The sequence below is a fragment of the Mucilaginibacter gossypii genome, from assembly GCF_900100945.1.
Classification (GTDB): domain Bacteria; phylum Bacteroidota; class Bacteroidia; order Sphingobacteriales; family Sphingobacteriaceae; genus Mucilaginibacter; species Mucilaginibacter gossypii.
The window spans coordinates 1-14,376 of record NZ_FNCG01000026.1; the positions used below are offsets into that span (position 1 = coordinate 1).

At 42.0% G+C, this 14,376-nt stretch carries 16 protein-coding genes; 13 read left to right on the forward strand and 3 right to left on the reverse strand.

Going from position 1 to position 14,376, the window contains the following annotated elements:
• The 3 genes from BLS28_RS30660 to metK all read right to left on the reverse strand — a co-directional run.
• The coding region (locus BLS28_RS30660; RefSeq protein ID WP_176844585.1) for an IS1595 family transposase at window positions 1–560 on the reverse strand (560 nt) is incomplete at its 3' end.
• A gap of 558 nt (window positions 561–1,118) precedes the next feature.
• Window positions 1,119–1,637, reverse strand: a complete 519-nt coding sequence (locus tag BLS28_RS28410) for a hypothetical protein (protein ID WP_143020902.1) — start codon at window positions 1,635–1,637, stop codon at window positions 1,119–1,121.
• Window positions 1,638–1,832: 195 nt separating this feature from the next.
• Complete coding sequence (gene metK / locus BLS28_RS28420) at window positions 1,833–3,083, reverse strand: methionine adenosyltransferase (protein ID WP_091175761.1); 1,251 nt, start codon at window positions 3,081–3,083, stop codon at window positions 1,833–1,835.
• Between the two features lie 217 nt (window positions 3,084–3,300).
• Here metK and BLS28_RS28425 point away from each other — a divergent pair, with 217 nt between their 5' ends.
• The 13 genes from BLS28_RS28425 (at window position 3,301) to BLS28_RS28490 (ending at window position 14,373) form a co-directional block, all read left to right on the forward strand.
• Window positions 3,301–4,188, forward strand: a complete 888-nt coding sequence (locus tag BLS28_RS28425; protein ID WP_091175763.1) for a diacylglycerol/lipid kinase family protein — start codon at window positions 3,301–3,303, stop codon at window positions 4,186–4,188.
• Between the two features lie 5 nt (window positions 4,189–4,193).
• Complete coding sequence (locus BLS28_RS28430; protein ID WP_091175766.1) at window positions 4,194–4,529, forward strand: translation initiation factor; 336 nt, start codon at window positions 4,194–4,196, stop codon at window positions 4,527–4,529.
• Between the two features lie 434 nt (window positions 4,530–4,963).
• Window positions 4,964–5,797: a MotA/TolQ/ExbB proton channel family protein gene (locus BLS28_RS28435; protein WP_090533930.1), complete on the forward strand. Its 834-nt coding sequence runs from the start codon at window positions 4,964–4,966 to the stop codon at window positions 5,795–5,797.
• 87 nt (window positions 5,798–5,884) lie between these two features.
• Window positions 5,885–6,508, forward strand: a complete 624-nt coding sequence (locus tag BLS28_RS28440) for an ExbD/TolR family protein (RefSeq protein ID WP_091175769.1) — start codon at window positions 5,885–5,887, stop codon at window positions 6,506–6,508.
• A 6-nt stretch (window positions 6,509–6,514) separates the two neighbouring features.
• A complete protein-coding gene (locus tag BLS28_RS28445) occupies window positions 6,515–7,060 on the forward strand; it encodes an ExbD/TolR family protein (protein WP_091175771.1) in 546 nt (181 codons plus the stop codon).
• A gap of 40 nt (window positions 7,061–7,100) precedes the next feature.
• Entirely contained in the window at window positions 7,101–7,931 is an 831-nt protein-coding gene (locus BLS28_RS28450; RefSeq protein ID WP_091175774.1) for an energy transducer TonB, read from the forward strand.
• Between the two features lie 223 nt (window positions 7,932–8,154).
• On the forward strand, window positions 8,155–9,075 hold the full coding sequence (locus tag BLS28_RS28460) for a PstS family phosphate ABC transporter substrate-binding protein (protein WP_091175776.1): 921 nt from the start codon (window positions 8,155–8,157) through the stop codon (window positions 9,073–9,075).
• 23 nt (window positions 9,076–9,098) lie between these two features.
• Window positions 9,099–10,790: a tetratricopeptide repeat protein gene (locus tag BLS28_RS28465; RefSeq protein ID WP_256337569.1), complete on the forward strand. Its 1,692-nt coding sequence runs from the start codon at window positions 9,099–9,101 to the stop codon at window positions 10,788–10,790.
• Window positions 10,791–10,966: 176 nt separating this feature from the next.
• A complete protein-coding gene (locus BLS28_RS28470; protein WP_090533920.1) occupies window positions 10,967–11,338 on the forward strand; it encodes an NADH-quinone oxidoreductase subunit A in 372 nt (123 codons plus the stop codon).
• Window positions 11,339–11,461: 123 nt separating this feature from the next.
• Complete coding sequence (locus BLS28_RS28475) at window positions 11,462–12,004, forward strand: NADH-quinone oxidoreductase subunit B (protein ID WP_091175781.1); 543 nt, start codon at window positions 11,462–11,464, stop codon at window positions 12,002–12,004.
• Complete coding sequence (locus BLS28_RS28480; protein WP_091175783.1) at window positions 12,004–12,507, forward strand: NADH-quinone oxidoreductase subunit C; 504 nt, start codon at window positions 12,004–12,006, stop codon at window positions 12,505–12,507. Before BLS28_RS28475 ends, BLS28_RS28480 begins: the two co-directional genes overlap by 1 nt.
• A 137-nt stretch (window positions 12,508–12,644) precedes the next feature.
• Window positions 12,645–13,856, forward strand: a complete 1,212-nt coding sequence (locus BLS28_RS28485) for an NADH-quinone oxidoreductase subunit D (RefSeq protein WP_175490103.1) — start codon at window positions 12,645–12,647, stop codon at window positions 13,854–13,856.
• A complete protein-coding gene (locus BLS28_RS28490) occupies window positions 13,849–14,373 on the forward strand; it encodes an NADH-quinone oxidoreductase subunit NuoE family protein (RefSeq protein WP_090533912.1) in 525 nt (174 codons plus the stop codon). The genes BLS28_RS28485 and BLS28_RS28490 overlap by 8 nt, the downstream gene beginning before the upstream one ends.
• The last annotated feature ends 3 nt before the right edge of the window (window positions 14,374–14,376 follow it).

Sequence of the window (14,376 nt, forward strand, 5' to 3'; positions counted from 1 at the left end):
CCATGTGCCTTATCTATGACCTGAAGCTTTAGACGGCCATCCCGCTCCAATAACCCAATCACGGGCTGTTTATCCTGCATGCCGGTGACCTGCAAATTATTATCGCGCCTTTCCTGCCGCTTTTTCTTTGAGTGATTGGCTTTTTTACCACCTAAATAAGTCTCATCTACCTCAACAATACCCTTAAACAAACCGCCATCCCCGCCGTCCCGCATGGCTTCCCGTATCCGCATCTGCAAATACCAGCCTGTCTTACGATTGCATCCCAGATCCCTGCTTAACTGACGTGCAGATAACCCCTTTTTCGCATTCAGCATTAATGAAATAGCCAAAAACCATTGCGGCAAAGGAAGTTTGGTGCCCTCGAAAACAGTGCCGACCAAAACGCTATAGCTGCGGTTACAGCTATTGCAAATATGCCGTTGGCTTTCCTGGCGCTTGCTGCTCCGTTTGCTGTTGCAATACGGGCATTCTGGCAATCCTTGCCATCTTAATCCTTCAAGATAGTCTATGCAACTGGACTGATCTGGAAAACGCTTAATCGTCTCTATGATATTCATTATCATAAATATACAAATTATTCCTGCCTTTTCATGGGCTATTACTCTCGAGAGGGGAGTTTGATGCGTTAAGCTGAATTAACCTCTTAAGTTAACGGCTATGCTCCCAGCGGAGGGAATTAAAAACCTTCCGAACACTTACGGCATAACCCCGACTTATGGCTTCCGACTCAGAACTATTGACTTAATGCCCCCGGGGAAATTTCATAGGCCTCTCCAAAGGAGAGGGTTGTGCGAGGCCCAAATTTAGCTTTAGGTTTTTGCAATATTGGTGGCGCTGTTTTGTCAGTACCTGCCGGTAAAATGGAGGGTTCAAATAAAAATGCCCAAAAAACAGCAAAAAAACGTGAAAAATAAAAGATGAAAACGCGGTTGAACTACTGCTTTAATGAGCGGTTAAATTTACTGGTAAAAAGCTTTAATTGTTGATAATCAAATATTTAACTATGTTTCACCAAAAATGCTAAATAGTTGATTTTTAAGGTGTTTCATGAAAAGCCTGTTTCGCGTTTCGGCTTTCAAAAAATGGGACACCCGGTTTTTTAAAAAAAGAAGGGGTTAGGAAATTTCACTTTTTTTTCGGGAATCAAAAAAATGGGACACCTCATTTGTTACAATTCCGGGGTGCAGGCTAAACACCACTTTAACTTGTAATACAATACTTATAACAAGGCAAACCAACCATGCCGCAAACCATTTAAGCGATAGCTGGGTATTTATAACTGCCTTAAAAAAGAATATGGTCATTACCAGCAGGGCAAAAGCCATGGCGTAGGTGAATTGCTGCCAGCTGCTTACGGGTATATATCTGAACGCATAAACAGAAAACATGGCGCAGCTTCCCGTCAGGCTGGCAAAGCTCATACGCTTGATGAAGACCCATTTATTGGTTTCGAGCAGGATGATAGCCGCTATAACCATGATCACCCATTTACTGCATGCAACAACGTTGGATAACAATATAGCCTCGGGTGTAACCACATAACCAAACTTTTGTTCAATGAACCATGCAGTTATCATGACTGATGCAGCAAAGTTTATGATGGCGGTTATGGCGTTTCGGGTGTTAGCGGGCATTAATTGGCTCGGGGGATTTTGGGTGATAAATGTATGTATTTATAATTTAATTAGGAAGGAGCCTCACCCTAAATCCCTCTCCGGCGGAGAGGGACTTCAATTCTCCCCAACCCGGGGGAGATATAGAGGGGGCTTAAACAACAATAGCGACAGGTAAGCCCGTCGCTATTGCGTATATTATATAGGTGTAATTAATTACAACCCGAAGGCTGCTTTAACCTTATCAACATGATCAAGCTTTTCCCAGGTAAACAGCTCAACTTCGCGTTCGAGCTTGCTGCCGTCGTGGCCAACAAAAGTTTTGGTAACTATTTCGTTTGGCCTGCCGAAGTGCCCGTAAGCTGCGGTTTCGCTGTAAATAGGGTTGCGCAGTTTAAAGCGGGTTTCAATGGCGTATGGGGTCATGTTAAAAATGCCTTCTACTTTTTTGGCAATGTCGCCGTCGTGCAGGTCTACCTTGGCGGTGCCGTAAGTATTTACGTAAATACCCATTGGTTGCGCTACGCCGATTGCGTAGGATACCTGTACAAGCACTTCATCGCACAAACCGGCGGCAACCAGGTTTTTAGCGATGTGGCGGGTAGCGTAAGCAGCCGAGCGGTCGACCTTTGAAGGATCTTTACCCGAGAAAGCACCACCACCATGTGCACCTTTACCACCGTAGGTATCCACAATAATTTTGCGACCGGTTAAGCCGGTATCGCCATGCGGCCCGCCGATAACAAATTTACCGGTTGGGTTAATGTGGTACTTAATATCGTCGTTAAAGAAATGGGCGTATTTAGGATATTTAGCTTTAACACGCGGAATCAGGATACTGATGATATCGGCGCTGATTTTGGCAAGCATGGCCGGTTCGTCGTCAAAATCATCGTGTTGAGTTGATATAACGATGGCATCAATACGCTGCGGCTTGTTGTCGTCGCTGTACTCAAGCGTAACTTGCGATTTTGCATCCGGGCGAAGGTATTTGATCTCATTGTTTTCGCGGCGGATGGCTGCGAGCTCAATTAATAAAGCGTGGGCTATATCAAGGGCAAGCGGCATGTAGTTGTCGGTTTCAACGGTGGCGTAACCAAACATCATGCCCTGGTCGCCGGCACCCTGCTCTTCTTTGGCGGTGCGATCGACCCCCTGGTTAATATCGGGCGATTGTTCGTGGATGGCCGATAGCACACCGCATGAACTGCCGTCAAACATATATTCGCCTTTGGTATACCCGATCCTGTTGATCACCTCGCGGGCAATCTTTTGTACGTCGAGATAGGCTTTTGATTTTACTTCGCCGGCTAAAAAAACCTGGCCTGTGGTTACCAGCGTTTCGCAGGCAACTTTCGATTCGGCATCAAATGCTAAAAAATGATCAATCAGCGCGTCCGAGATCTGATCGGCCACTTTATCCGGGTGACCCTCTGATACAGACTCTGAAGTAAATAAATATGACATAAAATTTAAATAAGTAAAGTAAAAATCGACTGGGAGGGTTTTAAGGCGGATCGGGCAGTAAAAAGAAGCATGGTTTTAGCACTTTTTTACGTGGTTGCAATCCGGCTCCGGTGTAAAGGGGAGCATTAAATCAGTCCACATTCGGGCGGTAAAAATAAAACAAATTTCACAAAGCCGAAAATACATTTACTTTTGAAGATTGAAATAATATATATAGTTGAAACGGAAAGCGTTATTTATAATAAACCCAATTTCGGGCGGGAAGAAGAAGGACGGGGTGCCTGAACTGATTAAAGATACTATTGATGCCGGTATAATTGAGCCGGTTATCGCTTTTAGTGACGGCGTGGCACATGCAAGGGTTATCGCATCCGAAGCCATTGGCAAATTTGATATAGTGGTTGCAGTTGGGGGGGATGGTACAGTTAATGAAGTGGCTTCGGCCATTGTGGATACAGATACATCGCTTGGTATAGTACCATTTGGCTCAGGTAACGGGCTTTCGAGGTTTTTAGGGATCCCTATGGATACAAGGGATGCCATTAAAAATCTTGCCTCGGGCCGTACCGAAATTATTGATTCGGCCAGGATTAACGGGCAGCCGTTTTTTAATATGGCAGGCATGGGGTTTGACGCTCACATCAGCGAGATCTTTTCGCATGGTAAAAAGCGCGGTTTTATCAGTTATATAAAATCGTCGATAAAAGAGGTGGTTGGCTACCAGCCGCAAAACTATCACTTGGATATCGACGGAAAGAAATATGATTATAAGGCATTTATGCTCAGTATAGCCAATTCTTCGCAATACGGCAATAATGTGCATATATCGCCCAAAGCAAGCCTGCAGGATGGTTTGCTGGATGTGTGCGTGATAAAGCCTTTTCCGCTGTGGAGGTTTCCGGAGATGAGCATGCGCATGCTGATTAAAGCAACCGAAAGCTCAAAATACGTAGAAATTATCCGCGGTAAGCAGATCCTGATAAAAAGGGAGCACGCCGGCCCTATTCACCTGGATGGCGAACCCCAGGTGGCGGGTACGGGCATAGATATTAATATATTGCCAAAATCATTAAAGGTTATAGTTGGCCCGTCATTTAAAAATTGATCAATATGGCTAAGAAAAATTTTACAGGCGTAGTTTACTCAACCGACCCCGATTTTCAATACCAGGAAACCGGTGGGGGAGGGGCCGAAACATTGCCGCCACAGCAGCAAAATGTTAAAATATATCTTGACCGTAAAGGAGGCAGCAAACTGGTTACGCGCATTGCGGGGTTTATTGGCGCCGATGCTGACCTGGAAGCGTTGGGGAAAAAATTGAAATCGAAATGCGGGGTTGGTGGCTCTGTCAAAGATGGCGAAATACTGATCCAGGGCGATTTCAGGGATAAAATACTGCTATTATTACAAACCGACGGTTATAAAGCTAAAAAAGCCGGCGGGTGATCTGAGAAAAAAATAAACAATTATAAACCGGTAGTTTAACAAACTTATTTGAAAGAAGCATTTTTAAACAAAGTGCACAACTATCTGTTACAAAGCTTGCATCATAGTTAAAAGGTACAGATACCTTTTATAAACTTAAAAAAAACGGGCTATTTTAGCTTGGTAACACAAATTTTATGTGTTATCACTTGCTATTTTTAAAAAAAATGGTTTTCATTGCATATAATTGTGTTGGTAACACACAATAAAATTGTAATGTTGCGTTTATATTCACCAACAATACACAGAATGATATTCTGTATTAAAAAATTGTAAAGAATAACATAAATGGTTTTTTTAATTCAATAAAATTCTATTTTTGTTATTCCCAACAAACAGCGCATTTTAACTAACTTATAAAATAAACAAAAACAAAAACTAAAAATTCAAAAGTAATGGCAAACGCACCAACAAAACCAACTACTCCTGTTAAGAAAGAAAGCTCAAGTGCATCTGGCATGTTTGCTTCTTTAACCATTCCAATCTGTCTTATTGTTACAACTTGTATCTTTATATTCATTTTAGGTGATCCAAGCCACTTTAAAGGTGGTGATGTTAACGCTTACCCAACAGACATTTTCGGCACAGTTCACAGTGGTGGTGTTATCGTACCGGTGATCATGGGTTTCTTATTAATGGTTATCGTTTTCTCTATCGAGCGTTTCATCGTTATCAGCAAAGCTTCAGGTACTGGTAGTGTTGATAGCTTCGTAAGGAAAATCCAATCTCTTTTAAATGCCGGTAACATTGCAGGTGCTTCTGCAGAGTGCGACAAACAAAAAGGTTCTGTTGCTAACGTTATCAAATCAGCACTGAAAAAATACGGCGAAATGGAAGCTGAACCAAACCTTGACGTTGATCAAAAAACTTTAGCTATCCAAAAAGATATCGAAGAAGCTACTGCTTTAGAAATGCCAATGCTTGAGCAAAACTTAACTATCATCGCTACTTTGGTATCTATCGGTACGTTAACCGGTCTGTTAGGTACGGTTGTGGGTATGATCAAAGCGTTCTCTTCATTAGCAACTGCCGGTGTACCTAACCAGGTTGAATTATCAGCTCACATTTCTGAAGCCTTGATCAACACTGCATTTGGTATCAGTACTTCAGCTATTTCAATTGTTATGTACAACGTATTTACGTCAAAAATTGATAAGTTGACTTATGCTATTGACGAAACAGGATTTAGCATTGTACAAACATTTGCTTCATCTCACAAAAACAAGTAAGAATATATTAGTGCTATGCCTCATGCACAATAAGTTAGGGGCAAGATAGTTAATACTGAAACACTATATATTTTTAAGAAATTTAACATGGCAAGGATAAAAGTTCCAAGAAAGAGCACCGCAATTGACATGACCGCTATGTGCGACGTGGCGTTTCTGCTGCTTACTTTCTTCATCATGACCGCAAAAGTAAAAACCGAGGATCCGGTACCTATTGATATACCAAAGTCTTCAATCCAGCAGCCAGTGCCTGAGTCTGATTTTGCTACAGTATCTGTAGGTGATCAAAAAGCTTTCTTTGGTGTTGAAGGTGTTGATATCCGCAAGGAAATGTTGAACCAGATGGGTTCGATATATCATATGACCTTTACCCCTGAAGAGCAAACAAGGTTTTCTTCTATCAATTCATTTGGCGTGCCAATGAACCAGTTGAAACAGTTTATTGCTTTATCTGCTGATCAGCAAAAGAAATATGCACAGCCGGGTATCCCGAGAGACTCTGTTTCGGCAGAACTTACCAACTGGATTCGCCAGGCCCGTATAGCTACCAAAGCCTTACATAACAAGGAACTTCGTTTAGCTATTAAAGGTGATAGCAAAGAGGAATATCCGGTTATAAAGGATGTTATCGGTATTTTGCAAAAGCAAAAAGTTAACAAGTTTAGTTTAATTACGGATTTGGGCAGCGCCGGTGGTGCTCCAAAAAAATAAAAGACCATGGCAGAATTAGATACCTCCGGGGGAGGCAAACATAAAGGCGGTAAGGTTCGCAGTAAGAAGCAATCAACCCGTGTAGATTTAACCGCGATGGTTGACCTGGCTTTCTTGTTGATCACCTTCTTCATCATGACCACTACACTCGCTAAACCAAAAGCGATGGACTTGGCCATGCCTGATAAGGATGAGAAAACAAAAGATCAGATGGATATTGCCGCTTCACGTTCGATGACCATTTTATTGGGAAGCGACGATAAATTGGAGTGGTACATCGGCGAGCCGGGAAAATCAGCGCCCACAATTGACAATTTTGGCCCTAACGGGTTACGTAAAACGTTAATTGAAAAAAGCAAAGAAGTACAGCAAAAAACAGGCAAATACATGTTTGTTGTGATTAAACCAAGCGATAAATCAAAATATAAAAATATGGTTAGCACGCTTGATGAGATCAATATAGCCAATATCCAAAGCTATGGTATCGTTGATATAACAGCGCCGGAGATTGAGTTGCTTAAAAAAGACGGCTTGTACAACGATAATAAATAATATTAAATAACGTTATAAACTTCCATTAAAGCCTTAACAGATGTTAGGATCAAAATTAGACATACTAAAGCAGGAATGGATCGACGTTGTTTTTAGTAATCGTAATAAAGCCTATGGCGCTTACGAGCTAAGGAAAGAGAATTCAAAAAACACCAGCAAGTCGTTGATCATTGCTATTGTGGTTTTTGTATTTATAGTTTCTTTGCCAACTATCATCAACAAGATCAAAGGTCTTATCCCAGCGAAAGACGAAAAAGTGAAGATAACAGACGTGGTTCTGTTACCTCCGCCACCGGTTGACCAAACCAAAAAACCACCTCCGCCGCCACCTGAACCACCAAAACCAAAGGTAGACCAGGTACGTTTCCCTCCTCCGGTTGTAAAACCAGATAACGAGGTTAAGGAGAAAGATCCACCAACAGTAAAAGAACTTGCTGTTGCCGATCCGGGTCAAAAAGACCAAAAAGGTGATCCTAACGCAGACATTAGAATTGATGAGCCGGTAGGTAACTCAGACGTTAAGCAGGTTGTGGAAGCCGATCCTAACCAGATCTTTACTTCCGTTGAGCAAGTTCCTGAATTTGCTGGCGGTTTGGAGAAATTTGGTCAGTATTTGAGCAAAAACATCAGGTATCCGGCCGTAGCCCGCGAAAACAATACACAAGGACGTGTAATTTGTACATTCGTTGTGGAAAAGGATGGTTCTTTAACCGATATTAAGGTTGTAAGAGGCATCGGCAGCGGTTGCGACGAAGAAGCGGTTCGTGTATTGAAAAATTCACCAAAATGGAAACCGGGTATACAAAACGGTCGTCCGGTTCGTGTACAATACAGTGTTCCAATCAGCTTTACTTTAGCATCTGAAGAATAAGTAATGCCATTTAATTACAATAAAGAGCAAAAATCGCCCAAAAGGCGGTTTTTGCTTATTTTAGGAACTGCTGCATTTATTTGCTTTGTGGTTTTAGGTCTCATGATCATGTTTTGGGACGCGCTCCCGCTGCAACTGCAACATTATCAACGTTTACTTTTCGGTGCGTTTATTATAGGATACGCGATTTTGAGGTTTTCGAGATTGTTTAAGAAGGATCAGTATGAAGATTAAATTAGGGGTTGTATATGTATTGGTTTTAATTGTTTTAATAGCCGCTTTACAGGCTTGTAAGCAAAAACAAGTAAAATCCGTACCAACCGACAGCTTCAACGCCGGAAGAGCAACTTTCGTAGCCGATGAATCTTTTTCTCCAATAGTAGCACAGGAAGAATATGTTTACAGAAGCCGGTACCCCAACGCCGACCCGGTATTTATTTATAAAACAGAAAACCAGGCTGTAAATATGTTGTTAAACGACAGTGTTAGGCTTGCGGTATTATCGCGCAGGCTTGATACCGCGGAGCGTAATATAATAACCCGCCGTACATTGAGTGTTGAGGAAGTACCTTTTGCAGTTGACGCAATTACATTGATAGTTAATAAGGCGTCGAATGATACCGCTATTACTGTCGCTCAATTAAAAAAGGAGCTTAAAGGCCAGGGGGACGGAAATAAAACTATAGTTTTTGACAATCCGAACTCAAGTTTGGTAAGGTATTTGAAGGACTTCTCTGGTAATAAGGAGTTTAAGCAGAAGAATATATACGCGCTCAAATCAAATATCGAAGTTATTAAGTACGTAAGCGAACATCCTGATGCATTAGGCATTATAGGCTTTAGCTGGATTAATAACCCGGAAAAAGAGTACGCAGATTATGTTGAAAAAGTGAAAGTTGTAGGGGTTAGAGATGAAGGAAACAAGCAGTATCCTATTGAATATTTTAAACCTTCGCAAGAATCACTTGTCTTAAAACAGTACCCTTTGAGCAGGAGTTTATATTTGATCAACTGCTCAAGTAAGAATGGTTTAGCAGCAGGATTTGTTACGTTCCTGGCCAGTGATGTGGGGCAACGGATAATATTGAAATCGGGTTTACTACCTGATTCAATTCCCCCGAGAGAGATAATTTTAAAAAAGTAAACTATAACTAAATAAAGATGAAAATGATCAGTAAAATAGCTAAGGCTTCATTAGGACTGGTATTTTTAGGTTCATCATCAGTTTTTGCGCAAAGTCTTGCCGACGCCAAAAAAGCTATTGACGCCGAACAATATCAGAAAGCAGAGTCGATGCTCAAAACGCTTACTACTACTCAGCCAACCAAAGATGAGAATTTCTTTTATCTGGGTTGGGTGTACATTAAACAGGACTATGCTGATTCGGCGAAAGTCGTTTTCAATAAAGGTATTGCTGCAAATCCAAAATCAGCATTAAATTATGCCGGTTTAGGTGCTGTTGCCCGTTTAGATAAGGATAACTCCGGTGTAACAACTAACTTTAATCAGGCTGTAGCTTTGGCAGGTAAGGACGCAAAACCTTACACGTATGTGGGTTTATCATATTTGCTGCCTACCACTGCCGATAAAAAAGTAACTCCTGCTGATGCAGATGCTGCTATTGCAGTACTGACTAAAGGAAAAGCTATCAATGCAAAAGATGTTGATTTGCTTATCGCTCTAGGTGATGCTTACCGCTCTGTGTTAAAAAGTAACGAAGCGTACTCAAACTATTCTGACGCTTCTACGCTTGATCCTAAAAACCCGGCTGCTAAGGTTGCAACCGGTGTATTGTATAAATTTGCTAATAACTTTGATGGCTCTGAGCAGCAATTTAAAGACGCATTGGCTATCAACGCCAACTATGGCCCTGCTTACCGCGAATGGGCTGAAACCGACCTGCGCTGGTCGTTAACTGACCCCAAAATGGCTTCTGCTAAAATTAAAGAAGCTGTTGATCACTACAAACAATACCTGAGTTTAACAGATCAATCGGTAGAATCTCAAATGCGTTATGCCGACTTCCTGATCCTGGCTGGTGATTATAAAACTTTACAACAGGTAGCTACTGATCTGTCAAAATCAGCAAGCACTAATGCAAGGGTTTATCGTTACCTGGCTTATGCGGCTTACGAAAACAAAGATTATCAAAATGGTTTAACTGCAATCAACACCTGGTTCCAGAAAGCTGATCCAAAACGTATCATCCCGCGTGACTATTTATATCAGGGTCGTTTGCAGATCGCTCTTAATCAGGATTCGGTAGGTATCATTACATTACAGAAAGCTTTAACTCTTGACAGTACTCAGACTGATGTGTACGCTGAGATCGCTAAATCGTATTTCCGCCAAAAGAAATACGCGCAAGCTGGAGATGCTTACAGGGAAGTTACTCTTAAAGGTGGCCACAGCGTTAAGTTAACCGACTATTTTTACGAAGGTATCAGCTATTATTATGGTTATGATACAAAAGCGCCTAACGATTCACTGCTTACACGCGCCGACAGTGCATTTAGCTATGTAATAGCCAAAACAGCTAGCAGTCCGTTTGCAGATGCTTTTTTATATCGTGCACGTGTTAACGATTTAAAAGAAAAAGACCGTAATAACATTTCAGGATATGCGAAACCATACTACGAAAAGTATATAGAAGTGGTTAACGCAAAGGGCGCCCCTGACGAAAAAACTAAGAAAAGTTTAGCGGAAGCCTATGCTTATCTAGGCACGATTTACCAGTATAAAGAGAAAGACGACGCTAAAGCATCCGAAAACTTTGCTAAAGCGCGCGAACTTGATCCTGCTAACAAAAGTGCCGCCGCCTACTTCCAACGCAAGGGCGGAGCTGGAAAAGGTAAATAACATTATATAAACAGATATGAAGGGCCTCCTGAAAAGAGGCCTTTTTTTATTTCTCCGGTTTGAGAAATTGATTAATGATGGCGATTTGTAATCAAGATTAGTACTGAATTGCAGAAATGATTAACAACCTTATAAATCACACTTTTTTATTATTAAGGCATTAGTATATTTGCAGCATGGAAGCACAAAGTTTACCGGTTAATTATTTACCCATCATATTTCAAATGGTGGTTGCTTTAGGGTTTGTGGTAACAACAATGTTTGTAACGCACAAAATAGGGCCCAAAAGAAAAACAAAAGATAAGCTGACACCTTTTGAGTCGGGTATTGAGGTAGTGGGTAATGCCCGGACACCAATCTCTATTAAATATTTCCTGGTAGCCATTTTGTTTGTGCTGTTTGATGTGGAGGTTATTTTTATGTACCCCTGGGCGGTAAATTTCAAGGCGTTAGGTACTACCGGTCTTATTGAAATGTTTATTTTCATGGCGACACTTCTGCTGGGTTTTATCTACGTAATAAAAAAGGGAGCTTTAGATTGGGATTAAGTTTAGATTGATTCTAAATATACCCCCTCTATACCCGTAGTGTACTTTTTACATCGTTATTATTGTAAATTTGCTGCTATTATCCACATTTAGTGGTGATGGTTTTTCTATCAATTTAGTTCAATGAGTGATATTCAATTAGTTGATGCCCCTGCCGGAGTTGAAGGCGCCGGGTTTTTTGCTACCTCGCTTGATAAAGTAATAGGCATAGCGCGCTCAAATTCATTATGGCCTTTACCATTTGCTACTTCGTGTTGCGGTATTGAGTTTATGGCCACCATGGCATCTCACTATGATCTTTCACGTTTTGGTGCCGAGCGTTTGAGTTTTTCACCACGACAGGCCGATTTGTTAATGGTTATGGGTACTATAGCCAAGAAAATGGCTCCTGTACTGCGCCAGGTATACCTGCAAATGGCCGAACCGCGTTGGGTAATGGCTGTTGGCGCGTGCGCTTCAAGCGGTGGTATATTTGATACTTACTCGGTTTTACAGGGTATTGACGAGGTGATCCCGGTAGATGTTTACGTGCCGGGTTGCCCGCCGAGGCCAGAGGCTATTATAGATGGTTTTATGAATATTCAGGAGCTGGTAAAAACGGAATCCCTGCGCCGCAGAAATGAGCCTAAATACCAGGAATTGTTAGCTAAATACGGAATCCAATAATGGCTAAGATACCTAACGAACAGCTTATTAAAGCTATAGCCGATAAATTTGATACTTCAGTAACAGTTATTGGCGAACCATATGAATTGCTTACTGTTGAAACAGGTCGCGAAACAATCATTGATCTGCTTACATTCCTGAAAACGGATCCGGCTCTTAGGTTCATTTTTCTGACAGATATTACAGGTATCCATTACCCTGAACAGGAAAAGCCGATAGGCGTTATTTATCACCTGCATAGCCTCACTACCAATACCCGCATTAGGATCAAGGTATTTTTGGCCGATGCTGATGTGCATATCCCAACTGCTACGGTGCTTTGGGATGGTGCAAACTGGATGGAACGCGAAACTTATGACCTTTTTGGTGTACTATTTGACGGTCACCCGGATTTGCGCAGGATTTTGAACGTAGATGATATGACCGCTTTCCCAATGCGTAAGGAGTTTCCGCTGGAAGATCCTAACCGTGTTGACAAGAAGGATTTCTATTTCGGAAGATAATACATAGATAGAAACAAGAAATTGAGACATAAGAAACAAGAAATAGGAAAGTAAGAAAGGGGGAGAAGTTTCCCGTCTTGACTCTTTATTTCTTGATTCTTGACGCTAAAAATTCCTGACTCTAATTAATAATACTGATGCAAAATCATCCTGTATATACAGATAACGATCCGCAAAGCGAGCTATCAACCCTTAACCTGGGGCCAACTCACCCTGCTACCCACGGGGTGTTTCAAAATGTGCTTCAGCTTGATGGCGAACGCATCGTTAGCGGTGTATCAACCATTGGTTATATACACCGCGCATTTGAAAAAATTGCCGAGCACAGGCCTTTTTACCAGATAACCCCGCTTACCGACCGTTTAAACTATTGCTCATCACCCATCAATAACATGGGCTGGCATATGACAGTTGAAAAGTTGTTAAATATCCAAACTCCAAAGCGCGTTGATTACTTGCGCGTAATTGTGATGGAGCTTGCCCGTATAGCCGATCATATCATTTGTAACGGTGTATTGGGTGTGGATACCGGCGCGTTTACAGGCTTCCTGTACATGATGGAGCACCGTGAGGCTATTTATGAAATATATGAAGAAGTGTGCGGATCGCGCCTTACAACCAACATTGGCCGTATCGGTGGTTTTGAGCGTAACTTCAACAGCCGTGCATTCGATAAGCTGCGCGCATTTTTAAAGAACTTCCCTAAAACCCTTAAAGAGTTTGAAAGCCTGTTTAACCGTAACAGGATCTTTGTTGACCGTACCAGGGACGTAGCTGCTGTTAGCGCTGAAACCGCTTTGAGCTACAGCTGGACCGGGCCGCTTTTACGTGCTGCCGGTGTTGATTACGACGTAAGGGCTATGAACCCATATTCATCATACGAAGACTTTGAATTTGAAGTGCCGGTAGGCGACAATGGTGATGTTTACAGCCGTTTTTTGGTTCGCAACGAAGAAATGTGGCAAAGCTTAAGGATCATTGAACAGGCTTTAGCCAAACTTGATAAAGAACCAAGCGATATTTTCCACGCTGATGTACCTGAATTTTACCTGCCTCCAAAAGAGGAAGTATATAATAACATGGAAGCTTTGATCTATCACTTTAAAATTGTGATGGGCGAAATTCCAACCCCCAAAACCGAAGTTTATCATTCGGTTGAGGGTGCTAACGGCGAGCTGGGCTTTTACCTGGTTAATGATGGTGGCCGCTCACCGTACCGTTTACATTTCCGCAGGCCAAGCTTCATCAATTACCAGATGTATGCACCAATGAGCCGCGGTATGTTATTATCAGATGCTATTATTAACATGAGTAGTTTAAACGTTATAGCCGGAGAGTTAGATGCTTAGAGTTGACGAAGCTCAGGAACCGGTTGAATTTTCGCCGGCACTGATCAGCAAATTTGATGAAATAGTTAGCCGTTATCCGCAGGGGAAGCAAAAATCGGGCTTACTGCCGATCCTTCACCTGGTACAGGCCGAATTTGGCTGGGTAAGCGCGCCCGCGATGGATAAGGTTGCCGAATATTTAAGCATCCTGCCTATTGAGGTATACGAGGTTGCTACATTTTATACCATGTACTTTTTACGCCCGCAGGGCAAGTATGTGCTGGAAGTTTGCCGCACAAGCGGTTGCTGCCTGGTAGGTGCCGAAAAGATCATGGATCATATAGAGGAAACCCTTGGTGTAAAAGAAGGTGAAGTTACTCCCGACGGCTTATTTAGCTGGAGAGGGGTGGAGTGCCTTGCTGCCTGTGGTTTTGGCCCTGTATTGCAAATTGGCCCTGAGTATACTTTTTATGAAAACCTGACCAACGAGTCGGTAGATAAATTGATCAGTGATTTAAAAGCGAAAGCTAAGAATTAAATT

Bases quoted from the DNA above. Each gene is read 5' to 3' on its own strand.
- BLS28_RS28410 (WP_143020902.1), bottom strand. From the start codon at position 1,637: ATGCCCGCTAACACCCGAAACGCCATAACCGCCATCATAAACTTTGCT.
- metK (WP_091175761.1), bottom strand. From the start codon at position 3,083: ATGTCATATTTATTTACTTCAGAGTCTGTATCAGAGGGTCACCCGGAT.
- BLS28_RS28430 (WP_091175766.1), top strand. From the start codon at position 4,194: ATGGCTAAGAAAAATTTTACAGGCGTAGTTTACTCAACCGACCCCGAT.
- BLS28_RS28435 (WP_090533930.1), top strand. From the start codon at position 4,964: ATGGCAAACGCACCAACAAAACCAACTACTCCTGTTAAGAAAGAAAGC.
- BLS28_RS28440 (WP_091175769.1), top strand. From the start codon at position 5,885: ATGGCAAGGATAAAAGTTCCAAGAAAGAGCACCGCAATTGACATGACC.
- BLS28_RS28445 (WP_091175771.1), top strand. From the start codon at position 6,515: ATGGCAGAATTAGATACCTCCGGGGGAGGCAAACATAAAGGCGGTAAG.
- BLS28_RS28450 (WP_091175774.1), top strand. From the start codon at position 7,101: ATGTTAGGATCAAAATTAGACATACTAAAGCAGGAATGGATCGACGTT.
- BLS28_RS28460 (WP_091175776.1), top strand. From the start codon at position 8,155: ATGAAGATTAAATTAGGGGTTGTATATGTATTGGTTTTAATTGTTTTA.
- BLS28_RS28465 (WP_256337569.1), top strand. From the start codon at position 9,099: ATGATCAGTAAAATAGCTAAGGCTTCATTAGGACTGGTATTTTTAGGT.
- BLS28_RS28470 (WP_090533920.1), top strand. From the start codon at position 10,967: ATGGAAGCACAAAGTTTACCGGTTAATTATTTACCCATCATATTTCAA.
- BLS28_RS28475 (WP_091175781.1), top strand. From the start codon at position 11,462: ATGAGTGATATTCAATTAGTTGATGCCCCTGCCGGAGTTGAAGGCGCC.
- BLS28_RS28480 (WP_091175783.1), top strand. From the start codon at position 12,004: ATGGCTAAGATACCTAACGAACAGCTTATTAAAGCTATAGCCGATAAA.
- BLS28_RS28485 (WP_175490103.1), top strand. From the start codon at position 12,645: ATGCAAAATCATCCTGTATATACAGATAACGATCCGCAAAGCGAGCTA.
- BLS28_RS28490 (WP_090533912.1), top strand. From the start codon at position 13,849: ATGCTTAGAGTTGACGAAGCTCAGGAACCGGTTGAATTTTCGCCGGCA.